Source organism: Chryseobacterium hilariae (genome assembly GCF_051400735.1).
GTDB lineage: Bacteria > Bacteroidota > Bacteroidia > Flavobacteriales > Weeksellaceae > Chryseobacterium.
On the sequence record NZ_JBLFFJ010000002.1, the window covers coordinates 426,157 to 451,954 of the forward strand.

Below are 25,798 nucleotides of genomic sequence, written 5' to 3' on the forward strand. Positions count from 1 at the left end.
AAAAGTCAATGATGAGAATAAAGTCTATATTGGTTTCTCAACCAGCGCCTAGTGAGTCTTCTCCATATCTGGATATAGCAAAGAAGGAAAAAATAAAGATTGATTTCCGTCCTTTCATCCACGTCGAAGGAGTTGACAACAAAGAACTCAGAACTCAGAAGATAGATCTGACGCAGTTTACTGGGATTATTTTCACCAGCAAAAATGCGATAGACCATTACTTCAGACTTGCCGAAGAATTGCGTTTTGCAGTTCCGGATACGATGAGATATATCTGCCAGTCTGAGGCGATTGCCAACTATCTTCAGAAACATATCGTTTATAGAAAGAGAAAGATCAGCTTTGGGGAGAAAAACTTCTCGGATCTGCTGCCTCTATTTAAAAAATTCCCTACTGAAAAATATCTTCTGCCGTCTTCAGACGTCTTAAGCCCTGATATCGTAAAAACGATGGAAATAGCAAACGTGGACTGGACAAGAGCAATCATGTACAGAACAGTATGCAGTGACCTTACGGATATCAATGCTAAAGATTATGACATGCTGATCTTTTTCAGCCCGCAGGGAATCAAATCTCTTCAGCAGAATTTCCCGGATTTTAAGCAGGAAGAAACAAAGATTGGTGTTTTCGGAAACACTACTTTAGCGGCAGCGGAAGAAGCAGGCTTAAAAGTAGATCTTATGGCTCCTACAAAGGAAACTCCATCTATGACAATGGCACTTGAAAAGTATATTAAAGCTCTTCATAAATAGACTTTAATACTCAATATAAACAGCCGTCTTTTCAATACAGGAAAGATGGCTTTTTTTTAACTAAATTTGAACAAGAATTAATATTGAATGAAATGTCCTGTAAATTATTCTCAAATTATGAAAATCTATAGCACATTACACCAGGCCAAATAAATTTAAAATATTTAAATGAAAGCTCCACAGGCAAAAAAAATAGAGAAAGTACTAGAAATACACGGCGACAGAAGAATTGACAATTACTTTTGGCTTAATGAAAGGGAAAACCTTGAAGTTATACAATACCTTGAAGAGGAAAATGCCTATGCAGAGTTTATGATGAAGGACACCGAGGCTTTTCAGGAAGAGCTTTTCGAAGAAATGAAGGCCCGTTACAAAAAAGACGATGAGTCTCTCCCTTATTTCTTTAACGGATACTGGTACATTGTACGCTACGAAGAAGGCAAAGAATATCCTATCTTTTGCAGAAAGCATAAAAGCCTGGACAATGAAGAAGAAATCATTGTTGATGTTAATATTCTAGCAGAAGGCGAAACCTATTTTGAAGTGGGCAGCGTAGCTGTTTCTCCGAATAATGAACTGGTTTCTTTTTCATCGGACAATGTAAGCCGCAGGATTTATACCATTAACTTTAAAAATCTTGTAACGGGAGAAATTTTCCCGGATCAGATCCTGAACACAACAGGAAAAGCAGTTTGGGCCAATGATAACGAACATGTCTTTTACATCAGAAAGGATGAAAGTTTACGGGCTTTCCAGGTGTACAGACACAAGCTTGGCACTGATGCTTCGGAAGATATTTTGATTTTCCATGAAGAGGATGATACTTTTGACGTGAATGTCTTCAAGACAAAATCAATGAAGTATATTTTCATTGCCAGTTCAAGCACAATTTCTGATGAACACAGATTCATTCCTTCCGACAATGTTTTTGCTGAATGGAAAATTATCCAGCCCAGAATAGATGATCTGGAATATTCGGTAGAACATTTTGAAGATGAATTTTATATCATAACCAATGCAGATGACGCAATCAATTTTAAGATCGTAAAAACGAAAATTGACAATTGCGGAATGGAAAACTGGGTAGATGTTATTCCACACCGTCCTGAAGTTCTCCTGGAAGGTTTTGAAATCTTCAGAGATTATCTGGTGCTTGAGGAAAGAGAGGAAGGACTTCTCCAGATTAAGATCATTGATGAGAAAAACCAGGAATCTTACTATCTTCCTTTTTCCGATCCAACGTACACGACTTATATCGGGATCAACATGGAGTTTGATACTGAGGTTCTGCGTTATGGCTACACATCACTGACGCAGCCAAGCTCAACCTATGAGTATAATATGAAGGAGAAAACAACTCAGCTCCTGAAACAGCAGGAAGTTCTTGGTGGTAAATTTGTTCCTGAAAATTATATTTCAGAAAGAATCTGGGCAAAATCCAGAGATGGAGAAACAAGAATTCCAATTTCTTTAGTATATCACAAAGACACCAAAAAATCTGCAGATACACCTCTACTGTTATATGGCTACGGAAGCTATGGACATACTGTAGATGCGAGTTTTTCCAATGTAAGACTTTCCATTTTAGACAGAGGATTTATTTACGCCATTGCCCATATCCGCGGTGGTGAATATCTGGGCAGAGAATGGTATGAAGACGGCAAAATGCTTTTCAAGAAAAATACATTCTTCGATTTTATTGATGCCGGAAAGCATTTAATTAAAGAAAACTATACATCATCCAATCATATGTACGCGATGGGCGGAAGCGCCGGCGGACTTCTGGTAGGAGCCGTTGTGAATTATGAGCCCAAGCTTTTTAACGGAATTGTTGCACAGGTTCCATTTGTAGACGTGGTGACGACGATGCTGGATGAAACCATTCCGTTGACAACCGGAGAATATGATGAATGGGGAAATCCAAATGACAAGGAATATTATCAGTACATGAAGGAATATTCGCCTTATGATAATGTTGAAGCGAAAGATTATCCTCATATGCTGATCACAACAGGCCTTCACGATTCCCAGGTACAGTATTGGGAACCGGCAAAATGGACCGCAAAACTGAGAGAACTGAAAACAGATGATCATCTTTTATTATTCAAAACCGACATGAGCTCAGGCCACGGCGGAGCCAGCGGAAGGTTTGAATCATTGAAGGAAGATGCCCTGGAATATGCGTTCTTGTTGAAAATAGACAAAAAATAATTTTAATTTTTCCTTCAACTTAGAAACAAAATCATGTTATTATTAACATTTCTTGCTAGAGCCATTGTGTAGAAAGGCAGAAAAGCTAGAAATTTTTAAGAAAAAAAACTGCAATATCTTCTTGAAAAAGCAAGAGAAGAAGATGCGGAAAAATAAATGACGAATACTATGAACGAATCTGAATATTGGCAAAAAATAGAACAGTTTTTTATAGACAATTTTGATACTGAGAAAAATCCCCCGATTGAGACACTTTTATTTCTGATCGGGCTTCAGGAACTGGGAAGCGGACAGCAGAAATACACCAAAGAGGACAAGGTAAACTTGATCCACATTGCAGTGTGCAGACTTCTGGAACCTTTTGGTTACTATAAGTTTACCCATTATGAAGATGGATGGCCGCAGTATGACAAGCTTGAAGAGCTTCCGGAACTAAAGCCAAATGAACAGTCTCTTCTGATGAAAAAAGCAATTATACAGTATTTTCAGGAAGAAGAATTGATTTGATGCACTGATGACAATTTACAATAATGCATAAAAAATGCATATATAAATAAAAAAAGACGGGCTAAGCTCGTCTTTTTTTTTACAAAAGCCAAAAAATAAAAATACATTCCGGCATTTCAAAAATTTCACATTATTTGAGAATTTCCTCAAGCTGTGTCAGTCCCATTTTAAATCCCTCTTCAAAGCCCATTTCCAGCTGTTGCTTCATCGCTTCAGAAGTTGGAAAGTGAATGTTGATGGTTACTTTTGTACCTTCCTCTATTCCTGTAAATCCCAGCAGCCATTTTGCCTGTGCTAAATCTTCATTAATGTTTCCTTTTTCGTCACAGAAAGCATCTACCCCGTCAAAACTTCTATGCTCCGTGATCTCGCCGTATTTTACCTGACCATACATTTTTTCACCTTCCGGCCCTACCATGGCATAGTGCCAGATTCCGCCTTCTTTAAAATCTTGTTTCACCGTTTCACATTTCCACGGTTTCGGCGCCCACCATTGATCCAATAATTCGGATTTGGTAAAATAGTCCCACACTTTTGAAACATCAGCGTCATATATTTTCATGACATAGACACTGTTTGAATCAAAATCTTTGTTAAAAATGATATTAGATTCCATAAGTAATTATTTTTATTAAAGCTACTTCTTTATCCATTTACAGGACTTTTCATATGACAAGTTATTTGAAATTCATAAATAATTGTTAAAAAACTCCCTTTTAAGAGAAATTAAACAATTTTTTGGCTCGTTTTTTGTTTATCAAGTCTTAAAATAATTAATTTTAACATTCATATTTTTCCAATATATAAAATTCAATAATGAATAATAAATTCATCCCAATAATTTCGGTGTTTATGACAATCTCACTGATTGTTTTTGTTACGCTCCAATTTTATTGGCTGAAAGGTTATTACGGTGCCCTGGAGCAGGAATTTTCCAATAAAGTATATTCTGCTTTAGAAAATACTTCAAAAAGTATTGAAGAAATTGAAGCTGACAAATACCTGAACCAGGATTATACTAATCTAAGAAACAATATCCTTGCCAGCAAAGATCAACCTTCTTTAACGACAATTCAGCAGGTAGAAGATTCCGGTACACAGCGCCAGATCATCTATTCTAAAAACATCATCTCAAAAACACAGCTTCCGATCTCTCAGAAAGGGGATTCGGTAAACCTGACAACTTTGTATACTGACGATGCAACTTATAAAATAAAGAAAGATACCACCAACCGCGAGCTTCTTACTACAGACCTAAACAATGATATTGAAAACGGGGACTATGCTATAAAAGAATTCGTAAAAGTGGTTGGCACCAATCTGCCCATCGATAAAAGGGTAGATCCTAAGGTACTTGATTCAGTAATTGCTAAAGAACTGAAAATAAAAGGCATTACTGCAAAATTCGGATATGGGGTAATTGACAAGAACAACAGAATTACAAGTGTTGTCAACAAGGTTTATAAGGAAAAGAAAGACAGTAATACTTATAGTTATCCTCTTTTTACTGATAAAAAAGACCGGACTTTGTACAGTCTGGCTTTGGTATTTCCTAAGAAAGAATATTCTCTGGCAATGAACAACTGGCCGATGCTTCTGGGAACCTTTCTTTCATTATTAACTATTCTCGGGATTTACATTATTTCCATTAATTATATGATGAGGCAGAAGAAGCTGGCGGAAGTAAAGACAGATTTCATCAATAATATGTCCCATGAGTTTAAAACACCTCTGGCTACGATCTCTGTGGCCACTGACTCTTTAGCCAATGACAAGATTGCTACCAATCCGGATAAGGTAAAATACTATTCGGAGCTGATTAAGCAGGAAAATTTAAGGATGAAAAAGCAGGTGGAAAATGTCCTGAACATGTCCAAGCTTGAAAGAAATGAGGTAGAGCTGTTCTTAAGAGAAACTAATGTACGTGAACTGATCAAAAGAACAACAGAATCTTTTAATCTCATTGTGCAGCAAAGAAACGGCTCTTTGACACAGGAATTTACTGCAACGAACTATACTTTTAAAATAGATGAGTTCCACATCTCGAATATGCTGGTGAATTTACTGGACAATGCCAACAAATATTCACCGGAAGCGCCAGAAATTAAAGTAAAAACAAGCAACGAAGGAAACTGGTATGTCATAGAAATTTCTGATAAAGGAATGGGAATGGAAACCCACAATAAAACTAAGATCTTTGAAAAGTTCTTTAGAGAAGAAACAGGAAATATCCATAATGTAAAAGGACAGGGCCTGGGGCTTTCCTATGTAAAGAAAATTGCAGAGCTCCACAAAGGACAGATACTCGTAGACTCCCACAAAGACAAAGGAAGCACGTTTACGATAAAACTGCCGATGAGCTGAATTATCAATGATAAGTAATGCGTGATGGATGATAAGATCTCTGCAAAATGAATCATCATTCATCAATAATAAAATAGAAACCAAATAACAAATATAGAAGATAGAGTGAGAACGTTCATTCTTAATTTTTAATCATTAATTTTAATTATTAAAATCATGAGCAATAGAATATTATTAGTAGAAGACGATCAGAGTTTCGGAGCAGTGCTGAAGGATTATTTGACGATCAATAACTTTGAGGTAACCCTTGCTACAGATGGAGAGCAGGGCTTGAAAGAATTTACAGAAAATGAATTTGACATCTGTATTTTTGACGTGATGATGCCCAAAAAAGACGGGTTTTCATTAGCTGAAGACGTAAAAAAAATCGATAAAAACACACCTATTATATTCCTTACAGCAAGAAATATGAGAGAAGATATCCTGAAAGGATACCAACTGGGTGCGGACGACTATATTACAAAGCCGTTTGATACAGAACTTCTTTTATATAAGATCAAAGCGATCCTGCAGAGAAGCTCTACCTTAGAAAATGAGGAGCAGGAGCAGTTCAAAATCAGTAATATTTTCTTCGACTCTATGCTGAGACAGCTGAAAGTGGGTGATAAAGAATATAAACTTTCTCCAAAAGAAAATGAGCTGCTAAAACTTCTTTGTATCCATAGAAACGATTTCATGCCAAGAGATCTGGCTTTGAGAAAGATCTGGAAAAAAGAAAATTATTTTACCGCAAGAAGTATGGATGTATATATTGCTAAGCTTCGTAAGCTGTTAAAAGACGACGAAGGATTGGAAATCATCAACGTTCACGGTGAAGGATTTAGGCTTTTAGTTAAAAATTAAGCCTAAAAACATATTATAAGTATAAAATTAGCAAAACAATTAAAAATGTTTTGCTAATTTTGTTTCATACGATTGGATATGAAAAATACACTCTTTGGCTTTATCGCCATTTCCTTATTAGCAATTTCTTGCAATAAAGACGAAAAACCTACTTATTTAAAGGAAGAAGCAGGTGTTCAGCAGTCTGCCGTGGCAGTTAACCCAGCTTCTAAAACTTCACTGATGGATCAGGCAGGTGTACAGTCCAACCCAAATCTAGCTTCTATTACTGCAGCTCCGGGAATTAAAAACCCTCCGCATGGGCAGCCTGGCCACAGATGTGATATTCCTGTGGGACAGCCTCTTAATGCAAGCCCTACAGCTATACAGACTGCTCCGGGACAAAACCCTAACAACGCCATTAAAATAGATCAAAATTCCATGTCACCGGGAAAGATGGTAATTGACAATAACGGGAAACAGGTTAAAACACCTCCGGGTATGAATCCTCCCCACGGACAGCCTGGCCACAGATGTGATATTCCGGTAGGACAGCCTCTAAGCAGTAAACCAGCACCAGCACCACAACCTATTCAAAGCGCAGCGCAGAATGTTCCAGGGCCTGTAACAGCTGCTCCACCAACAGGTGAAAAACCCAAGCTGAACCCTGCCCATGGAGAACCTTGGCACAATTGTGCTTTAAAAGTTGGTGATCCTTTGTCTTAATTTTGTATTTTTGCAGAGATGAAGCTGTTTCACATTCTTGCAGTTGTTTTTTGTCTAGGAATTTTTTTAGTTCCTAAAGACAGCTTCTATTCTAAAACTATGCAGGATACCTGTTGTAAGGTAAAGGCTGAAAAAAGCGACTGCTGCAAAAATCATACTTCAGAAAACAGCAAGGACAACACAACAAAATCTTCATGCAATGATGACTGCTGCTCAACATGTGTAGCATGTTATACTTATATAGAAACCCCTTTTTCTAAAAATTTACATTTTGACCTGTCTTATTATAAAGCTAATAAGAATCCACAGTTCCCATATTCACCGCCTCATTTATCAGACCGTTTAAAAGAGATCTGGCAGCCGCCTAAAATAGGTTAACTACCAAACAGTGAATCCGTTAAGCATTTTAATGGACCGTTGATAATTAATCTAAACTTTAAACAAAATGAAATTATATATTTCCAAGTTCATTCTTGGTCTAATGATCCTGTCTGTACACTTTATATTCGCTCAAAACCTTTCAAAAAACCAGTTTCAGGTTAGAGGAAACTGTGACATGTGCAAATCCAGAATAGAAACTGCCGCTAAAAAAGCAGGCGCTAAAACCGCTGTTTACTCTATTGATCTGCAGACTTTAACCCTGGAAACTGACAGCAAAGTTTCTACAGACGAAATTTTAAAGAAGGTAGCCGATGCCGGCCACGACAATGAAAAATTCAAATCATCCGATGCTACTTATAAAGACCTTCCGGGATGCTGTCATTATGAAAGGAATCTTCAGCCTTCTCCTACAGACGCCCATGAGCATCATGCTAAAAAAGAAAATGAGTTTTATGTAAAAGGAAATTGTGGCTCATGCAAAGCCAGAATCGAAAAAGCGGCAAAAACAGCCGGTGCTGATTCAGCAGAATGGAGCGCAGAAAAGCAGACGGTAATTTTAAATTTTGATCCTTCGAAAACCTCATCAGATAAGGTTTTAAAGGCTATTGCCGATGCGGGTCATGACAATGAAAAATATAAATCGTCAGATGATACTTATAAAGGCCTTCCGGGATGTTGTCTGTACGACCGAAACATTCCTTTCGGAGAAGCGAATCCAAAGGTACATTTCGAGGAAGAGACAAAACATGATGACCACAAAGATCATCAAACTACTCCTGCTGAAAGCCATGAACAGTCCGAAAAAAATATTGAAGGTGTCACCGTTACCGGTTCAAAAGCAGCGACTGCATTAAGCAAAAAGGAGGCAGGCCTTGTTTTTAATATTGATAAGAAAGAATTATTGAAAGCAGCTTGCTGTAACCTTTCCGAAAGCTTTGAAACCAATGCAACCGTAGATGTTTCATTCAGCAATGCCGTTACGGGAACCAAACAGCTGAAAATGCTTGGTCTGGATCAAAAGTATACGAGTTTAACGAAGGAGCTTCTACCGGAGATCAGAGGTCTTGCTTCGGCTTACGGACTGAATTTCATTCCCGGAAGATGGATCGAAAGCATTCAGCTGACAAAAGGAGGAAGTACAGTAACGAACGGTTACGAAAGTATCACAGGACAGATCAATACCGAACTTCTGAAAAATGCAAAAGAACCTGAAACTTCCTTAAATATTTTCGCTGATTTCAACGGAAGGGCGGAAGCCAATATCACCAGTGTCTCCCCTATCAATGAGAAATGGTCACAGACATTCTTGTTGCACGGAAACGGAACGTTTGGAGACACGGATATGAATCACGATACTTTCCTGGACAGACCGAAAGGAACGCAGATCAATGCAGCCTACCTTCTTAATTACAATGACCTGGAAAAATCGGGATTCGGGTCTCATTTCGGAATCAATTTTATAAGGGATGAGAGAACAGCCGGGCAGGTTGCTTTTGATAAGAAACTGCCTCAGGACGAACAAGGAGCATATGGTGTGGGTATTGATATTTCAAGATTCCAGGTTTGGAATAAAACAGGATATGTGTTCAAAGGGAAGCCTTACCAGAGTTTAGGCTGGATGAACCAGTATGTGTACCATCAGCAGGACAGCTTTTTCGGACTGAGAAATTATGCCGGGAAGCAGCATACTTATTATTCAAATTTAATCTTTGAAAGCATCATCGGAAACACAAATCATAAGTATAAAGCCGGAGCAAGCTTTTTGTATGACGGATATGAGGAAACTTATTTACAGGACGATATGAAAAGGAATGAAATCGTTCCCGGGATTTTTGCAGAATATACGTTGACAGGTTTAAAATATACTTTGGTGGCAGGAGCCAGAGCAGATTTTCATAACCTTGCAGGAACACAGTTTACTCCAAGACTTAATTTTAAATATGATTTCACACCTCAGACCATCTTAAGGCTTTCTGCAGGCCGAGGATTCAGAACGGCTAATGTTTTTGCGGAAAACCAACAGTATTTTGCTTCAAACAGAAATATTCAGATTTTGCAGAGCGGCGGAGATATTTATGGATTGAGACCTGAGATTGCATGGAATTACGGAGCCAGCTTACAGCAGGAGTTCAAGCTTTTCGGAAGGAAATCCTCCATCGTCGCTGATTTTTTCAGGACCGATTTCCAGGATCAGGTTCTAGTTGATCTTGACCGTTCTCCACAACAGCTTACTTTCTATAATTTAGAAGGAAAATCTTTTGCGAACTCTTTCCAAACCCAGTGGGATTTCACCCCTTTCAAAAATTTTGATGTAAGGCTGGCCTATAAATATTATGATGTTCAGGCAGATTATATTGATGGCAGAAGAGAAGTCCCTTTCATGGCCAAGCATAGAGGTTTTGTGAATCTTGCCTATGCAACGAATAAAAATGATAACGGCGGATTCTGGAGTTTTGACACCACCCTGAATTGGGTAGGAAAGCAGAGGCTTCCCAATACATCAAGCAACCCTGCTGAATTCCAGCTGCCGGTATATTCTGATTCTTACGCTGTGTTGAATGCGCAGATTTCCAGGAATTTCAATAAAAAGATCAGAGCTTATTTAGGAGGAGAAAACCTTACGTCTTACTATCAGAAAAATGCAATTGTTGATTTCAGAAATCCTTTTGGAAATTATTTTGATGGTGGAATGGTATATGCCCCTATTATGAAGGCTAATTTTTATGTGGGGCTGGATGTGACTTTCTAATTAATGATATATTTTTTAACGCAAAGTTGATTTTTTTATACTGTAGATTTGAGGAGCGCAAAGGGGAATCAACAAGTTGATTTTGATGAAGGGGATGATATAGAATCTACAAATAAACCTTATAAGTTTATATTTCACGAAACAATACCTATAGATAAACATCTATGATTCATCGATATATATCGATACTGTTTATAGGGAATTTTATGTTAGAAAGCTGTTACTTTGTACCAGTAAAATTAACCAAGTAAGAATTTATTCCAAATGGGGAATTTTACAAGAAACAAAAATGATGAAACAAAATCTTGATGTACAGGTAACCTCAAGAACTTTTCGAAAACTTAAAAAACACAAATAAGTAAAAAAAATTAACTTGGTTTTAAGGTTATTTGACACCAATAAAAAAGACTGTTTTTGAAACAGTCTTTTTTTATTTTTACAGATATTATCTTCCGAAATCGTCCTGCACTCTTATAATATCATCTTCATCAGAAGGATTGGATGCATCGGTATGTTGCCAGATTTCTGCTACTACACCCCAGCCAGTCAAGCCGATCAGCCTGTGTCTTTCCCCCTGCTGAAGTTTGATCTGATCTTTTGGATGGTATTCTTTCAGCTCGCCTTCTTCATCGGTATTGCTTGTTTTGATCCCAACGGTACCTTCCACTACCTGCCAGATCTCGGCTCTGCGGTGGTGGTATTGCCAACTCAGACGGGCATTTGGAGCAACCAAAAGAACCTTAGGGCTCAATTTCCCTCCTATTCTTAGACTTTCCACATTGATTCCGTCAAAATACTGATTGGCAAAATCCTGAGCCTGATTTTCATCGATCACGAAAAAGCCTCCCCAAGGTCTTGTATCATCTTTTGCTGCAATAGTAAAACCCTGGGCCCCGAGCATTTTTTCTACCTTTTCGAATATTTCTTTTTTTTCTGTACTCATAATTTATTCCTGTTCTAAAATTATTTTCAAATATAAAGTTTGTTGATCATTATTCCTTCGACATCGAATAGGGAAAGTTTTTTTCCTCAGAGCCTCTTTCTTTATTGGGCTTATTATCCATCTGGAATTCCAACACAGCTCCATTCATCAGTTCTTTGTGGCTGAGCCAGTTTTTTGAATAAGACCGAAGGTTTACGTTTAGTGATTTAACATATAGATTTTCAGCGCTGTTTTCCGGCGCTTTTATTTCAATTTTCTTACCGTTTTCTAAGTGAATCACGGCTTCTTTGAAAAGCGGTGCTCCTAAAACATACTGATCCGTGGCTGGCGTTACAGGATAAAATCCTAAGGCTGAGAATACATACCATGCGGAAGTCTGTCCGTTATCTTCATCACCGCAATAGCCGTCCGGTGTTGCATAATATAGTTTATCCATCACCTGTCGTGTCCAATACTGTGTTTTATACGGCGCTCCGGCATAGTTGTATAAATAGATCATATGCTGGATCGGTTGGTTTCCGTGGGCATACTGTCCCATGTTCATGATCTGCATTTCACGGATCTCATGGATGACACTGCCGTAATAGCTGTCATCAAAGACTGGCGGAAGAGAGAAAACCTCATCCAGTTTGGCTTCGAATTTCTTTTTGCCACCCATAAGTTTAGCCAAACCGTCAATATCCTGGAAAACCGACCAGGTATAATGCCAGCTGTTTCCTTCTGTAAAAGCATCGCCCCATTTGAACGGATTGAATGGCGACTGGAATTTTCCGTCTTTATTTTTTCCACGCATCAGACCAGTTTCCGGGTCAAATACATTTTTATAGTTGTAAGCTCTTTTTTTATAAACATCAATTTCCGAGGCGGGTTTCCCCAATGCTTTTCCTAACTGATAAATTGCAAAGTCATCGTACGCGTATTCCAGAGTTCTGGCTGCATTTTCATTGATCTTTACATCGTAAGGAACGTAGCCTAAAGTATTGTAATACTGCACTCCTCTACGGCCAACGGCATCGATTGGCCCTTCGTTATTAGCTCCATGTTTCACTGCCTGCCAAAGCGTTTCTATATCATATCCGCGAAGCCCTTTGATGTATGCATCTGCCACTACAGAAGCGGAATTATTCCCGATCATAATGTCAGAATATCCCGGACTGCTCCATTCCGGGAGAAATCCTCCTTCCTTAAAAGTATTGACTAAGCCTTCCTGCATTTCAGCATTGATGCTTGGATAAACAAGATTCAGGAAAGGATACAGGGCACGGAAAGTATCCCAAAAACCTGTTCCTGCGAACATTTTCCCACCCAGGATTTTTCCGTTGTAAGGACTCCAGTGTTTTACTTTGTTCTCAGCATCGATCTCGTATAATTTCTGAGGGAAGAACAATGTTCTGTAGAGAGAGGAATAAAATGTTCTGAGCTGTTGATCTGTTCCTCCTTTTACTTCAATTCTGCCCAGTGTTTTATTCCAGATATTCTTAGCATCTGTTTTTACCTGTTCGAAATTTCTGCTTCCAATTTCTCTCTTAAGGTTCAGCTCTGCCTGCTCGAAACTGATGAATGAGGAAGCTGTTCTTGCGTAAACACTTTCCTTATTTTTTAATTTAAATCCAACAATTGCTCCGGCATGTTCGCTTGTAATTTCTAATTGATTCTTTACAAACACACTGTCTTTCCAGGTAGTCGTTAAATCAAAATCCTTATCAAACTGAATAACAAAGTAGTTTTTGAAATTATTATATTTTCCTCTGGAATACTTCGTAGTATAACCCAGGATTTTTCTTTCTTTAGGAAGGATCTTAATGTAAGAGCCTTTGTTTAATGCATCAATAACTACGTAAGCACTGTCTGTTTTTGGGAAATCAAATTTGAAAAAAGCAGCTCTTTCCGTTGGGGTAAGTTCTGTTGTTACATTGATGTCTGCCAGATAAACACTGTAGCTGTAAGGTTTAGCATTCTCAGCTTTGTGGCTGAACCAGCTTGCCCGTTCTTCCTCCTTAAATTTTAGTTTACCGACTCCCGGCATAATGGCGAAAGCTCCGTAATCATTCATCCATGGAGATGGCTGGTGGGTCTGTTTAAATCCTTTTATCTTGTCTGCATCATAGGTATAAGCCCATCCGTCCCCCATTTTTCCTGTCTGCGGGGTCCAAAGATTCATTCCCCATGGCAAGCCTATAGCGGGATAAGTATTCCCGTTGGATAAAGACGGTTTGGATTGAGTTCCCATTAAAGGATTCACGTAATCTGCAGGAAGTATTTCCTGGCTAAATGCGAATACATTTAATAGAATAAAAAAAATTGAGAATAAAGACTTCATGATATCATTTTGTTAATTTATCTTTTGCTTTTCTTCAAAGTGTAACCTGCAGCACCCAGAATAGCCGCATCTTCAAAAATAGCGGAAATTTTAATAGGAAGGTTGATTTTATGCTCTTCCAGATGTTGATTTAACCTGTTTTTAAAGTAAGGATAGACTTTTGCAATATTTCCGCCTATAACCAAAACTTCAGGATTATATTTCATTACATACTTTACAATGAATTCTGCAAAGGAATCTGCGTAATCAGCAAATATTTGGGCTTGCATCTCTTCAGATTTGTCTAATAAATCTTTGGTTCCCGATATTTCTTCACCTGTCAGGGCTTTATAATGATTCACGAACCAGCGTGTTGCTAGATAATCTTCACAGATAGAATCTTTGAAAGGCGAATCCCACAGGTCTTCATCCGTTGCTTCTTTTCCGTTATAAAAAGCTGTTCCCAATCCTGTTCCTAAGGTAACTCCAAAAACCCTCTTGTAGTCCTTTACACAGCCTCCAAAAACTTCTCCTTCAAGAAAAGCCCCGGCATCATTCACAAAATGAATCTGATCGGGAGAAACTGAGAGCCTTTTGGCCAATTCTTCTTTAATATTGACCTGATAGATATCGATAAATTTCCCCTGCTGCATCAGCGAAATTCCATTTTCATAATCGAAAGGTCCAGGCATGGCTATACCGATCAGAAGATCTTTTTTAACTAAACCAATGGCTACTTTTTCGATGGCTGATATCCAGGCAGAAAAAATTGTTTCCCGGGCCCCGAAAGAATCTACGTGTTCTCTTACATAGGTTGAACTGATAATTTTACGTTTCTCAGGATCAACCTGTGCCATCGTTATGTGTGAACCTCCAATGTCTATTCCTACAATATTCTGCATCATACTATTTCTTTATTTTTCTCTGTAAATAATTCTTTCTCTTAAAAGGACAGACAGGAAAGTATTTATACTCCCCGCCTGCCCATCCTAAAATCCCCTAATTTATTTTTACTTTTTATACGCTCACGAGGATTAAGCTTTTATTCTATGATCACCTTTCCAGAGGATTTAACCTGACTGTCTTTTGAATTTATTTTATAAATATAAGTTCCTGCAGATAGGTTTCTGGTATTGACAACCATGTCATTCTTATCAATTTTTTTGCTTACCCATAATTTTCCTGCCATATCATATAACGTAATTTCACTGGCAGATTTGTCTTTTATAGTAAAATGAATATCATTGCCTTTTTTAACAGGGTTTGGATACACATCATTCAAGTGATTTTTTTCAGAAGAAATATCTTTTGTTGACAGTGTAGTGCAGGCCACGTCTGTTCTCCAGTTCGTATTGGACATTCCGATCAGAGTCGCAAAGTGTGTATTGGCTGTGGCATCCAGAGCACCGTTTCCGCTGCCTTCATTCATTTTCCAGTTGGCTTCAAGATTGGAAGAATTGGATGGAACATTACAGTTGTTGGGAAGAATTTCTGAGGCTGTTAAAGCTCGTTTCCAAACCCTGAATTCATCCAGGAATCCGTTAAGAGTACGGGCATTTTCATAATTTCTGCCCAAGTAAAGAATGCCATTGGCCGTGAAATTCCCTGAAGCAGCTACACTGGCATCAAGAACACCGTTGATGTAGATCTTCATAGCGGATCCGTCGTAGGTCGCTGCGACATGATTCCATGTGTTGGTAGTAAGTCCTGTAACGCTGTTAAGTTTTACCTGAGCAGATCCGAAACTTAAGATAAACTGCAGCTTATTATTAGCCAGATTTCCATCTCCAAATCTCAGGATTGCAGAATTACTGTCCCCAACCTCAATTCCAATTACTGATGATATGTAGGGAAAATTAGGCTTGAAAGCATTTACTTTTACCCAGCCTTCAAATGTCACTGCGTTCCCGCTAAGATTAAATTGTCCTGCATTCAGGTATTGGGTGCTTCCGTTGAACGAAAGTGATCTCGCACCAGGGCTCTGCACAGGAGCAAATCCACTATTAAAAGTCGTTTCGGCGGAATATGTGCTTATAGCAGTTCCACCGCATACGGCCTGTACTTTCCATACATAATTTGTATTTTCAGTTAATCCCGGCAAGGTATAAGAGTTTGTAGAAATATTCTGAACATCAGCCCAGGTTGTTGCAGCGGCTGTTTTATATTGTAAATTATAGGATGAGGCACTTGCTACTGCATCCCATGATACTTTAGTGGTTGTTCCCAAAAAACTTTCAGACTTCATACCGGACGGCGTTCCACATGTGCTGCCGGAATTAAAACGGGGAGCAAACAGATAGGTACTTTTTAAGGTTGCTGAACAGTTCGACTGTATTCTCCAGTCATAATCCGTATTCAGGGTCAGGTTATTAACCATAATATTGTTTCCAGAATAATTGCTTGCAAGGTTTGTCCAGGTGGTTGAATTCGCTGGCTTGTAATCAATATTGTAGGTTTGGGAAGCATTAGCTGTCCAGTTTAATTTGGCTGAAGTTCCTGTAGTGTTGGTTGCTTCAAGCACTAAAGGCGGATTACAAGCATCTCCCTGAGTCCATGAATAGAGCGGACCGCTAAGCAGTGTATTTTCGTTATAAAGAATATTTGACCCCGTGCTCAGATAGCTGGCATTGTTAGCTCCATTAAGATCGTACCACATAAATACTCCATAACCATCATTGATCGTATTGGTAGCAAGAGTGGAAAGTGTAGCGGCAGAAGTGGATTGAGGATTACTGTTCTGTATCCAGGTAGCCGCAGCTGAAAGTTTGGTATTGTTAAGTGGAGGCACTATAGGAGCACTATACGTTCCGTAATACGGATTCCAGCTGTAATTGATATAATTTCCGGCTGCATCGCCGTTGTAGCTTTGTCTTGATGTTGCCGGTCCTAAATAATAAAAGGTAATCAGCTTATCCGGCATTGCTGCCTTTAGCTCCTGCAAAAGCATTACAAAAGAGCTGCTGTTGGGCTGTCCAGTCCCGTTATTTCCATACCCTGCATATTCATCATCCAGATCAATACCATCCAGGCCATAAGTGTAAACGGTATGGGCAAGCTGCCGTGCGAAATCCCGTGCCGCCTCACGGTTCGGGAAGTTTGAAATTCCGGCGCCCTGATGATTTCCTAAAATATCCAGCAACACTTTAATGCCTTTTTGCTGTAAAGGCTTTACATAGGTATTCACATCATTCAATACCTTGGTAACATTGTTATTATTAGAAATGTAGGCTCTGTTTTTAGAAACATCATAGTTGATATTGGCTGCAAAAATAATTGCCACATCAAAAAGCTGTCTGTTGGTATTCTGCAGGGTATAAGATCCTACATTCAGCATATTGTTGTTATTCACTTCTACATAGCAAATTCCTAAAGGATTAAGCTGCTGCGCCTGAAGCATAGATGCCACCTGAGTGACCAGTGCTATCAAAGCAGTAAAAATGGAGTTTTTTTTCATGTAATTCAATTTTTATGGTTGGTAAAATCATTGGGCCTGAGCCCAATGACTGTTTTTTTATTTTACAATTAATTTTTCTGTCTGCTTCAAGCTTCCGTCCTGAGATTCAAACTGAATGATATAATTTCCCATCGAAAGCTTAGATAAATCGTACTGATGGTCTCCGGCCTGCAATGGTTTTGTTTCTACAATATTCCCATTAAAATGATAAACCAATAATTTTCCTCTATTATATTCTTCAGGAACAGAAATGGTAAGCGGAGAAGATGTGCTTACAGGATTTGGATACAGTTTGATCTGCTTTTTAGCAGTTACCTGCTCAAGAGCTACAGCCTTTTGATTTTTTGCCGCAACTTGAGTTCCTGCCGGACATGGTATATCTGTTCCCCAGTTGGAAGCATCCACACCTATCAATGTTAATGTAACTCCGTTTCCTGAACTGTCCTGAACGGATGAACCGCTGCCTTCATTGAATTTCCAATAGGCTGCAAGGGAAGTTGCCGGAAGGGTCACATTACACATATTCTGGCTGATCTCTGTCTGGCTCAATGCTCTTTTCCAGACTCTAACCTCATCTACTTTACCGTTGAAATTTCTGGATGTGTTATATAAGTATCCTACATTGAAAGCTCCGTTGGAAGAAACGCTTCCTGTCTGGGATCTGGTGGCATCAAGAACCCCATTGATATAGATTTTCATTGCAGAGCCATCGTAAGTTGCTGCAACATGATACCATGTATTGGCATTTAATGCTGTGGTGGCTGTCAATTTTTGCTGTACATTATTGATACTTACCACAAACTGAAGCTTGTTATTTGCAATATTGGCATCTCCCAAACGCAGGAAAGCTGAATTGCTGTCGCTTACTTCCGTACCCATAACCGATGAAATATAAGGAGATGCAGATTTGAAAGATGATGGCTTTATCCACCCTTCCAATGATAATGCTGATCCGCTTAAAGTAAGGTTTCCGGCTGCACCGGATTCACTGCTTCCGTCCAGGGAAAGAGAAGTAGAGCCTGAAGGAGCTGTTCCTGTTCCGCTGTTAAATCTTGGGGCAAAAATATAGGTACTTTTTACGCTGCAGTTCGTTCTGATTCTCCAGTCATATTCCGTATTGACGGTTAACCCTGATATGGTTACCGAAGTAGCAGAAACAGCGGTTGCAGCATTGGTCCAGGTGGCAGAAGAAGCCAGTTTATAATCTACATCATAAGTGCTGGTTCCTACTGCTGACCAGTTCAGTTTTGCACTGGTTCCGGTAAGGTTGCTGGTAAATAATCCGATAGGTGCATCACAATTGGTTCCCTGCGTCCATGACTGTAAAGGCGTGCTTAAGACCGTCTGTTCCCCATATAAGGTCTGTGTTCCGGCTGAAAGTTGTGATGTTTCATTGGTTCCATGAAGATCATACCACATAAATACTCCGTATCCTCCATTTTTTGTCTGGGTGGCCAGGCTGGTGGTGGTAGAATTGGAAGTATTTCCCAGCCATACAGCTGCCGGAGAGATCTGTGCATTGGTAAGAGGCGGAACATTGGGTGTGGAGAAAGTTCCGTACATCGCGTTCCAGCTGTGGTTGACATAATCACCTACTCTAAGCCCGTTCCAGGAAAGTCTTGAAGCAGCAGGGCCATAGTAATAAAATGTGATCATTTTATTCGGCAGTAAAGCCTTCAATTCCTGTACAAGCATCACAAAAGAGCTGGCATTGGGCTGGCCGGTTCCGTTCTGTCCATAGTCTGAATATTCATCATCAAAGTCGATTCCGTCAAGACCGTAAGTATTTACGGTGTGTGCAAGCTGCTGGGCAAAGTCTCTGGCAGCTTCACGGGTAGGAAAATTACAGAGACCCGCTCCCTGGTGGTTTCCCAAAATGGTTAATACCACTTTCATCCCTTTTGCCTGAAGCGGCTTTATGTAGGTATCTGCATTGGTCAGTACTTTGGTAACGTTATTATTACAGTACAGGTAAGGTCTGCTTCTGGCGGTATCGTAATTGATATTCGCTGCGAAAATATTGACCACATTAAACAAATATTTACCTGATGTCTGCAATTTGTACGATCCGGCATTCAGGATATTGTTGTTGTTTACTTCCACATAGCATATTCCCGTAGGGCTAAGCTGCTGTGCATACAGCACAGGGATTGCATGAATGATCATTAAGATCAATGTAGTAAGGGCTTTTTTCATAATGTTTTTTCTAAGTTATTTGATGTATTTATATGTATTCATCTCTCTGGAAAGGAAGAAAAATGATCAACTACGGGCAGAAAATTTCATAAGGTTTTCCCTCAATGAATTCTCTGTAAAACACTGCAACTAAAAAAACGGGAATAAAAGTTATGCTGGCACCTGCTGCAAATATCAATTCTAAGTCAGTAAATCCTGATTCTCGTTAAAGGTTTTCCATAACAGTTCACCGAATAATGTATTCGCCCACGCAAACCATTCTCTGGTGAATTTCTTATCGTTATCCTTGTGGAAGGATTCATGCATAAAGCCTGTTCCTCCATGAGTTTTCTGTAACGTTTCTATGCACCACCTGATCTCTTTTCTGTCTTTGGTGGTAAGGGCTTTCATAATGATGCTCATGGGCCATATCATATCAAGACCGATATGCGGACCGCCGATTCCTTCTGCCAGCTTTCCTTTGAAAAAGAACGGGTTATCTTTTGACCAGACATAGTTTCTGGTATTTATATAAACCGGATCATCAGCTTTTACGGCATCCAGGTAAGGAAGCCCCAGAAGGCTTGGACAATTGGCATCATCCATTAAATTATAACTGCCGAATCCATTCGTTTCGAAGGCATAGATCTTTCCATATTGAGGATGGTCATAGATTCCATATTTCTTGATGGCTGCATCTACCTCATCGGCTAAGCTATTTAATTGCTGGGCCAAAGTTTTTTCATTTTTGATCTGTGACACCATCTCTGCCGCCTGGCGTAAGCTTACGACTGCAAATAAATTGGAAGGGATCAGGAAAGCATAGATGGTAGCATCATCACTTGGGCGGAACATAGAGTTGATTAATCCTACAGGATTTGTCGGATAACCGTAGCCGCCCATTGGAATTCCGTCGGTAGCCCAAGCTGTCGTACGTTCAAATTTGTATGGCCCTAAGTCTGTTTTTCTCTGTTGCTCTACGAAAGTTTGTAAAGTCAGTTTGATTCCCTGCAGCCAATTGTTATCAAAAGGTTTTGTATCTCCCGTTGTCTTCCAGAAGTGGTAAGCCAGGCGGATTGGGTAACATAATGAATCGATCTCCCATTTTCTTTCGTGGGTCCCGGGTTTCATGTCCGTGTGATCGTACTCTTTCCACTTGCTTATTTTATTGTTATCATTATAAAAAGCATTGGCATAAGGATCTTTCAGAATGAATTCTGTCTGCTTGTGAATCACTCCGGAGATCAGTTTGTGTAATTTTTCGTCTTTCTTAGAAAACTGCAGGTAAGGGAAAACCTGTGCAGAGCTGTCACGAAGCCACATGGCATCAATATCTCCTGTAATAACATAGGTATCCGGAGTTCCATTAATTTCTTTATAAAAAACGGTAGTATCTAAAGTATTGGGAAAGCAGTTTTCAAAAAGCCATGACAGCTCTTTATTCTTCACTTTCTTTTTAAAAGCTGCAATGGCATTTTCTACCGCTTCACTGGTAAAATGTCTTTTATCTTTCGGAACGCGGACCACAGGAAAATCTTCCATGCTCAACGTTTTAGCAAAAACATTTTGAGTAAACAGTAATCCCGCTCCTGCTATTGCACTTGTCTTTATAAACTTTCTCCTTTCCATTATACTTTTAATATTTCGTTATATTTTGATTTTATTTTACAGGCTTGCTTCCCATTACAAATTTCAGTTCACCGCCATTCATGATATCACTGTGGTTAATTTCCCAGCTTTTGAATTCTTTCCCGTTCAGGAACACTTTCTGAACGTAAATGTTTTTATCTGAGATTTTATCCGCTATTACCGTAAAAATTTTTCCGTTCTCCAGCTTTAAGGATGCTTTTGGAAACTGTGGTGCCCCAATGGCGTAGACAGGTTTTCCGGGAGTTACCGGATAGAATCCCAATGAAGAGAAAATATACCATGCAGACATCTGACCGCAATCTTCGTTATTGACAATACCATCCGGTTTTGCCGCATACATATTATCTCTGATGAATTTGACCATTTTTTGGGTTTTGTAAGGAGCTCCAGCGTAGTTATACAGGTAAGGAACATGATGTCCCGGCTCGTCACCGAATCCCAGAGAACCGATGAATCCTGAAATATCTACGTGCTGTTCGCCAATCATCTTAAGTTCTTCGGTAAAAGTTTTGTCCAGTTTTTCTTCAAATCCTTTTTTACCTCCGTATAAATTCATCATTTCATCGATCTGATGGGGAACGAAGAAATCATACGCCCAGATATTTCCGGAAACCCAGTGCGGCTGAAGTTTTTTCCAGTCGTTTAAAGTAAAATCCGGTAAAAATTCTCCGTTTTTCTGCTTTGGCCAGAAATGGTTATTTTCTTTGTTGAAGGTATTAAGGAAGCTCATGGAACGTTTTTTATAGACTTCCGCTTCTTCTTTTTTTCCTAATTTTTCGGCAAGCTGCTGAATGCACCAGTCATCATACGCATATTCCAGCGTTGCGGAGACTGAGGCTCCATTTTCTGATGGGGTGTAGCCTAGTTTAATGTAATCATTAAGACCTCCGCCTCCATCGCTGCTGCTCATTTTATCCGTTAACGAAGCATCTTTCATCGCTGCAAATGCTTTCTCATGATCGATTCCCGGTACTCCTTTTGAAATAGCATCCCAGATTACCGATACACTGTGATAACCCAACATACAGAAATTATCGTAGCCACACAGTTCCCAGATTGGCATGTGATCTTTGCGGTCTGTATATCTGCTGATCAGCGAGTTGGCAAATTCTTTTGTATGTTTCTGATCCATAATGGTCAGCAAAGGATGTGTCGCTCTGAATCCGTCCCAATAGGAATAAGTACTGTAGTTGATAAACCATTTGGTATTCATATTTTCCTGAGCGGCTACATAATCTCCGTTGGTATCCATATAAAGATTAGGAGCGATGAAAGTATGATATACTCCGGTGTAGAAGATTTTTCTCTGGTCATCCGTACCACCGGTCACCTGAAATCTGTTGATGAGATCTCTCCAGGTGTTCTGAGCTGTTTCTTTAGCCTGTGCAAAATTTATATTCTTAGCTTCGGCATCAAAGTTTTCCTGGGCACCTTCCGTACTTACCGGAGATAAAGAAACTTTCACTTCAATGCTTTCATTCTCCTCGGTTGAAAATCTTACAAAAGCTTTGGCATCTTTGGCAAGAGCAATTTTTTCGTTTTCTTTTATTTTCCCTTCTGAATAAGTTCCATAGGATTTAAAAGGTTTTGAAAACTCCATCACGAAATAAGCGAATCTTTTTCCGCCCCAGCCATTGCTATAGCAGTATCCTTTGATTTTATTGTTGCCTTCTATACTTACGAGGGTGTGATAAGTATTTCCAAAGATTTTATTGGTAGGATCGATAATAACATTGGATTCTTCACTCTTCGGAAAAGTGTATTTATGGAACCCAACTCTCGGAGAAGCTGTAAGCTCTGCCTTAATCCCATAGCTGTCTAACATCACGGAATAATATCCCGGTGAAGCAGTTTCCTTTTCACGACTGAATGTCGAGCGGTAGCCACTTTCCGGTTTGTCTTCTGAACCTGGAAGCATTTTTATTTTCCCGACGGTTGGCATTACTAAAATATCTCCAAGATCTGCCCAGCCTGTTCCGCTGAGATGATTATGACTAAATCCCATGATGGTTTTACTGCTGTAATGGTATCCTGAACACCAGTCCCAATCACCACTTTTGGTATTCTGATCCGGACTGAGCTGGATCATTCCAAAAGGTGTAGTCGCTCCGGGAAATGTATGGCCGTGTCCTCCTGTTCCTATAAACGGATCTACCCATGAAAGAACATCATCTTTCCGCTGCTGGGCATTTCCGGCATGAGAAAACAGGATCATTGATAAAAATATAAGCAGTTCTTTTTTCATAATCATAATAAGGAAATCTTAAAAATTTCTCAAGATAGGAGTTTATTTAACAATATAAAAACCATAGCAATGATTTCAGCAAGCGGAAAAACAAAGACAACCGGCATATTCTCAGATTTTCAATCGGTTTAAAGCGAATTCTTTTTCATAAAATCAATAATTTCTGAAATATATCCAAACGCAATGGCCACAACTGTATCCGCTGCACCATAATATACGGTTACCTTATCTCCTTCTGAAAGGGCAGCACATGGGAAAATCACATTAGGAATATCTCCTGTGAGCTCATACAGTTCTGCAGGAGCTAATAAATAAGGCTTTGTTCTGTACAATACTTTCGAAGGGTCTTCAAGATCCAGCAGTGATGCTCCCATAGAATAGCGGAACCCTCTGCAGGTATTGATCACCCCGTGATAAAAAAGCAGCCACCCTTCCTCTGTTTTAATAGGAACAGGACCTGCCCCTATTTTCGTACATTGCCAAGCGCTGTCCTCAAACGGTGCTACCTTCATTACGCAACGGTGCTCGCCCCAGTATTTCATATCCGGGCTGTAGCTTATGTAGATATCTCCGAATGGCGTATGCCCGTTATCGCTAGGCCTGCTCAGCATGGCATATTTACCGTTGATCTTTTCAGGGAAAAGGACTCCGTTTCTGTTAAAGGGCAGGAAAGCATTTTCGCACTGAAAGAATTCTTTAAAATCAAAAGTATAGGCAATCCCGATTGTCGGGCCATGATATCCGTTGCACCATGTGATCCAATACCGATCTTCTATAAAGGCAACACGGGGATCATATTTATAATCCGATTCTATCATTTCTGTATTTCCGGCCTTCATCTCAATCGGGTCATGATTGATCTCCCAATTGATACCATCTTTACTGAAACCTGCAAAAATATTCATCTGCACTGCTTTGTTATCGCAACGGAAAACTCCTGCGAATCCATCTTCAAAAGGAACCACCGCACTGTTAAAAATGCTGTTGGACGTAGGTATTGCATATCTGTTGATAATCGGATTTGCAGAGTAACGCCACATAGTATCACGGCTGTCTTCCGGACGATCCTGCCAAGGGATCTTTGCTGGTTGAAATGTCATAAAGTATTTTTACTTTTTATTTAATGTATTTAATAATGATTTAGTGTTCTTTTAGTTTTTCAGGATATGAAAACGGAACCAGAAGGGTCACTACAAATGTCGGTATCGTGGCAATAAGTACCCAAATGAAAAACATTTTGTAACCTACCCAATCGCTGATCATCCCGCTGAACATTCCCGGAATCATCACACCGAGGTTCATAATACCGGTTGCGAATGCATAATGGGCAGTTTTGTGTTCTCCGGGTGCGATCTGCTGCATGATATAAAGCATTAGCCCTACAAAACCGAATCCGTAGCCAAAATATTCTACGACCACGGCAACACCTACCGGAAGCAGCTCTGTCGGCTGAAAATAGGCCAGTAATGCATATACTACGAATGGAATATTAAAAGCAGAGCACAGCCAGATCAAAGATCTTTTCAGCCCTCTGGCAGCAATAAAATAGCCTGCCAATACAGATCCTAAGATAAATGCCGCTGAACCGTAAGTTCCATAAATAAGTCCAATATCCGATGTAGATAATCCTAATCCTCCTGAGGCTCTCGGAGCTTTGAAAAACAAGGGCGCAATCTTTATGGCAAATCCTTCTGCAAAACGGTACAGGATAATGAACAGTACCGCCCACATGATATTCTTTTTTTTGAAGAAAGAAGTGATGACTTCCAACAGTTCTTTACGAATATTTCCTGCTTTTCTGGTTTCTTTTTCCTGCTTATTTTCTTTCGGTAAAACAGCATAATGGTACAAAGCTAGTGCAAAAAACAGAAGGCCATAAATGCCCATGATGATCATCCAGGCATTGGTGACTCCTTTGGTTTTCTCCAAAACTCCCGCGAAATAAACCAGAACTCCGCTGCTTATGATTTTAGCCAGATTGTAAAAAGCTCCCTGCCATCCAATATATTTTGCTTGCTCTTTGTTCGTTAAAAAATTGATATAGGTACCATCTGCCGCAATATCATGTGTTGCTCCGCAAAAGGCAACGATGGCAAAAAGAGCAATGCTGTATTTGAAAAAATCAGGCATTGGTAAGCTCAGCGCAACCAAAGCAAACAGAACTCCTATGGCAAACTGGGTGGCTACCACAAAGAATTTTTTTGTTTTATAGATCTCAAGAAACGGACTCCATAGAGGTTTTAAGGTCCAGGAAAACATAATCAGGGCAGTCCAGAATGTGATTTTGGAATCTGAAATCCCCATGTCTTTGTACATGATCCCGGAGACCGCATTAATGGTTACAAAGGGAATTCCCATTGCAAAGTATAATGTTGATATCCAGAAAATCGGTTTTACCGAGCGAATTTCAGAGTTGTTGTTTCCCATATTCAAACTAAAATGTTAAAGAAAAAGAGAGCCTCTCAAAAGCATCATCCCGAATTGAAACGAAACTAAAATTGAAGAATCTAAACTAACGTG

General features: G+C 39.4%; 18 protein-coding genes. 8 read left to right on the plus strand and 10 right to left on the minus strand.

Annotation, left to right across the window (positions count from 1 at the left end; translation table 11 throughout):
* Positions 1 to 11 precede the first annotated feature (11 nt).
* From ACMGDK_RS08755 to ACMGDK_RS08765, 3 genes are all read left to right on the plus strand, one after another.
* Complete coding sequence (locus ACMGDK_RS08755; RefSeq protein ID WP_436807717.1) at positions 12 to 752, plus strand: uroporphyrinogen-III synthase; 741 nt, start codon at positions 12 to 14, stop codon at positions 750 to 752.
* Positions 753 to 920: 168 nt separating this feature from the next.
* Positions 921 to 2,963, plus strand: coding sequence for a S9 family peptidase (locus ACMGDK_RS08760; protein ID WP_436807584.1), 2,043 nt, complete (start codon positions 921 to 923; stop codon positions 2,961 to 2,963).
* Between the two features lie 168 nt (positions 2,964 to 3,131).
* Positions 3,132 to 3,470: a hypothetical protein gene (locus ACMGDK_RS08765; protein WP_111959025.1), complete on the plus strand. Its 339-nt coding sequence runs from the start codon at positions 3,132 to 3,134 to the stop codon at positions 3,468 to 3,470.
* Positions 3,471 to 3,600: 130 nt separating this feature from the next.
* Here the strand turns inward: ACMGDK_RS08765 and ACMGDK_RS08770 are convergent, their stop codons facing one another.
* Positions 3,601 to 4,086 (minus strand): SRPBCC family protein, encoded by a 486-nt coding sequence (locus ACMGDK_RS08770; RefSeq protein WP_436807585.1) that lies wholly within the window; start codon positions 4,084 to 4,086, stop codon positions 3,601 to 3,603.
* A 200-nt stretch (positions 4,087 to 4,286) separates the two neighbouring features.
* On the opposite strand from ACMGDK_RS08770, the gene ACMGDK_RS08775 reads away from it, so the two are divergent.
* The 5 genes from ACMGDK_RS08775 to ACMGDK_RS08795 all read left to right on the plus strand — a co-directional run bounded on the left by ACMGDK_RS08775 (position 4,287) and on the right by ACMGDK_RS08795 (position 10,512).
* On the plus strand, positions 4,287 to 5,834 hold the full coding sequence (locus tag ACMGDK_RS08775) for a sensor histidine kinase (protein ID WP_436807586.1): 1,548 nt from the start codon (positions 4,287 to 4,289) through the stop codon (positions 5,832 to 5,834).
* A 156-nt stretch (positions 5,835 to 5,990) separates the two neighbouring features.
* Positions 5,991 to 6,677: a response regulator transcription factor gene (locus ACMGDK_RS08780; protein WP_002982671.1), complete on the plus strand. Its 687-nt coding sequence runs from the start codon at positions 5,991 to 5,993 to the stop codon at positions 6,675 to 6,677.
* A 78-nt stretch (positions 6,678 to 6,755) separates the two neighbouring features.
* Positions 6,756 to 7,382 carry a hypothetical protein gene (locus ACMGDK_RS08785; protein ID WP_436807587.1) on the plus strand — a complete coding sequence of 209 codons (627 nt, stop codon included), beginning with the start codon at positions 6,756 to 6,758 and terminating at the stop codon, positions 7,380 to 7,382.
* A gap of 99 nt (positions 7,383 to 7,481) precedes the next feature.
* Complete coding sequence (locus ACMGDK_RS08790; RefSeq protein ID WP_436807588.1) at positions 7,482 to 7,760, plus strand: hypothetical protein; 279 nt, start codon at positions 7,482 to 7,484, stop codon at positions 7,758 to 7,760.
* A 67-nt stretch (positions 7,761 to 7,827) separates the two neighbouring features.
* Entirely contained in the window at positions 7,828 to 10,512 is a 2,685-nt protein-coding gene (locus ACMGDK_RS08795; protein ID WP_436807589.1) for a TonB-dependent receptor domain-containing protein, read from the plus strand.
* A 445-nt stretch (positions 10,513 to 10,957) separates the two neighbouring features.
* On the opposite strand, the gene ACMGDK_RS08800 is transcribed toward ACMGDK_RS08795, so the two are convergent.
* From ACMGDK_RS08800 to ACMGDK_RS08840, 9 genes are all read right to left on the minus strand, one after another.
* Positions 10,958 to 11,455: a cupin domain-containing protein gene (locus tag ACMGDK_RS08800; RefSeq protein ID WP_436807590.1), complete on the minus strand. Its 498-nt coding sequence runs from the start codon at positions 11,453 to 11,455 to the stop codon at positions 10,958 to 10,960.
* 49 nt (positions 11,456 to 11,504) lie between these two features.
* Positions 11,505 to 13,775: a GH92 family glycosyl hydrolase gene (locus tag ACMGDK_RS08805; RefSeq protein WP_436807591.1), complete on the minus strand. Its 2,271-nt coding sequence runs from the start codon at positions 13,773 to 13,775 to the stop codon at positions 11,505 to 11,507.
* A gap of 17 nt (positions 13,776 to 13,792) precedes the next feature.
* Positions 13,793 to 14,659 carry an ROK family protein gene (locus tag ACMGDK_RS08810; RefSeq protein ID WP_436807592.1) on the minus strand — a complete coding sequence of 289 codons (867 nt, stop codon included), beginning with the start codon at positions 14,657 to 14,659 and terminating at the stop codon, positions 13,793 to 13,795.
* A gap of 137 nt (positions 14,660 to 14,796) precedes the next feature.
* Positions 14,797 to 17,208, minus strand: coding sequence for an endo-beta-N-acetylglucosaminidase H (locus ACMGDK_RS08815; protein WP_436807593.1), 2,412 nt, complete (start codon positions 17,206 to 17,208; stop codon positions 14,797 to 14,799).
* Between the two features lie 57 nt (positions 17,209 to 17,265).
* Positions 17,266 to 19,404 carry an endo-beta-N-acetylglucosaminidase H gene (locus tag ACMGDK_RS08820; RefSeq protein ID WP_436807594.1) on the minus strand — a complete coding sequence of 713 codons (2,139 nt, stop codon included), beginning with the start codon at positions 19,402 to 19,404 and terminating at the stop codon, positions 17,266 to 17,268.
* A 180-nt stretch (positions 19,405 to 19,584) separates the two neighbouring features.
* Positions 19,585 to 21,012 (minus strand): glycoside hydrolase family 125 protein, encoded by a 1,428-nt coding sequence (locus tag ACMGDK_RS08825; RefSeq protein WP_436807595.1) that lies wholly within the window; start codon positions 21,010 to 21,012, stop codon positions 19,585 to 19,587.
* Positions 21,013 to 21,043: 31 nt separating this feature from the next.
* Positions 21,044 to 23,278 (minus strand): GH92 family glycosyl hydrolase, encoded by a 2,235-nt coding sequence (locus tag ACMGDK_RS08830; RefSeq protein ID WP_436807596.1) that lies wholly within the window; start codon positions 23,276 to 23,278, stop codon positions 21,044 to 21,046.
* A 128-nt stretch (positions 23,279 to 23,406) separates the two neighbouring features.
* Positions 23,407 to 24,378: a glycoside hydrolase family 130 protein gene (locus ACMGDK_RS08835; RefSeq protein ID WP_436807597.1), complete on the minus strand. Its 972-nt coding sequence runs from the start codon at positions 24,376 to 24,378 to the stop codon at positions 23,407 to 23,409.
* A gap of 40 nt (positions 24,379 to 24,418) precedes the next feature.
* Positions 24,419 to 25,705 carry an MFS transporter gene (locus ACMGDK_RS08840; protein WP_436807598.1) on the minus strand — a complete coding sequence of 429 codons (1,287 nt, stop codon included), beginning with the start codon at positions 25,703 to 25,705 and terminating at the stop codon, positions 24,419 to 24,421.
* Positions 25,706 to 25,798 lie beyond the last annotated feature (93 nt).

Coding starts and splice junctions, on each gene's coding strand:
- ACMGDK_RS08760 (WP_436807584.1), top strand. CDS start 921: ATGAAAGCTCCACAGGCAAAAAAAATAGAGAAAGTACTAGAAATACAC.
- ACMGDK_RS08775 (WP_436807586.1), top strand. CDS start 4,287: ATGAATAATAAATTCATCCCAATAATTTCGGTGTTTATGACAATCTCA.
- ACMGDK_RS08825 (WP_436807595.1), bottom strand. CDS start 21,012: ATGGAAAGGAGAAAGTTTATAAAGACAAGTGCAATAGCAGGAGCGGGA.
- ACMGDK_RS08770 (WP_436807585.1), bottom strand. CDS start 4,086: ATGGAATCTAATATCATTTTTAACAAAGATTTTGATTCAAACAGTGTC.
- ACMGDK_RS08815 (WP_436807593.1), bottom strand. CDS start 17,208: ATGAAAAAAAACTCCATTTTTACTGCTTTGATAGCACTGGTCACTCAG.
- ACMGDK_RS08755 (WP_436807717.1), top strand. CDS start 12: ATGAGAATAAAGTCTATATTGGTTTCTCAACCAGCGCCTAGTGAGTCT.
- ACMGDK_RS08780 (WP_002982671.1), top strand. CDS start 5,991: ATGAGCAATAGAATATTATTAGTAGAAGACGATCAGAGTTTCGGAGCA.
- ACMGDK_RS08785 (WP_436807587.1), top strand. CDS start 6,756: ATGAAAAATACACTCTTTGGCTTTATCGCCATTTCCTTATTAGCAATT.
- ACMGDK_RS08800 (WP_436807590.1), bottom strand. CDS start 11,455: ATGAGTACAGAAAAAAAAGAAATATTCGAAAAGGTAGAAAAAATGCTC.
- ACMGDK_RS08805 (WP_436807591.1), bottom strand. CDS start 13,775: ATGAAGTCTTTATTCTCAATTTTTTTTATTCTATTAAATGTATTCGCA.
- ACMGDK_RS08835 (WP_436807597.1), bottom strand. CDS start 24,378: ATGACATTTCAACCAGCAAAGATCCCTTGGCAGGATCGTCCGGAAGAC.
- ACMGDK_RS08765 (WP_111959025.1), top strand. CDS start 3,132: ATGAACGAATCTGAATATTGGCAAAAAATAGAACAGTTTTTTATAGAC.
- ACMGDK_RS08840 (WP_436807598.1), bottom strand. CDS start 25,705: ATGGGAAACAACAACTCTGAAATTCGCTCGGTAAAACCGATTTTCTGG.
- ACMGDK_RS08795 (WP_436807589.1), top strand. CDS start 7,828: ATGAAATTATATATTTCCAAGTTCATTCTTGGTCTAATGATCCTGTCT.
- ACMGDK_RS08810 (WP_436807592.1), bottom strand. CDS start 14,659: ATGATGCAGAATATTGTAGGAATAGACATTGGAGGTTCACACATAACG.
- ACMGDK_RS08830 (WP_436807596.1), bottom strand. CDS start 23,278: ATGAAAAAAGAACTGCTTATATTTTTATCAATGATCCTGTTTTCTCAT.
- ACMGDK_RS08820 (WP_436807594.1), bottom strand. CDS start 19,404: ATGAAAAAAGCCCTTACTACATTGATCTTAATGATCATTCATGCAATC.
- ACMGDK_RS08790 (WP_436807588.1), top strand. CDS start 7,482: ATGCAGGATACCTGTTGTAAGGTAAAGGCTGAAAAAAGCGACTGCTGC.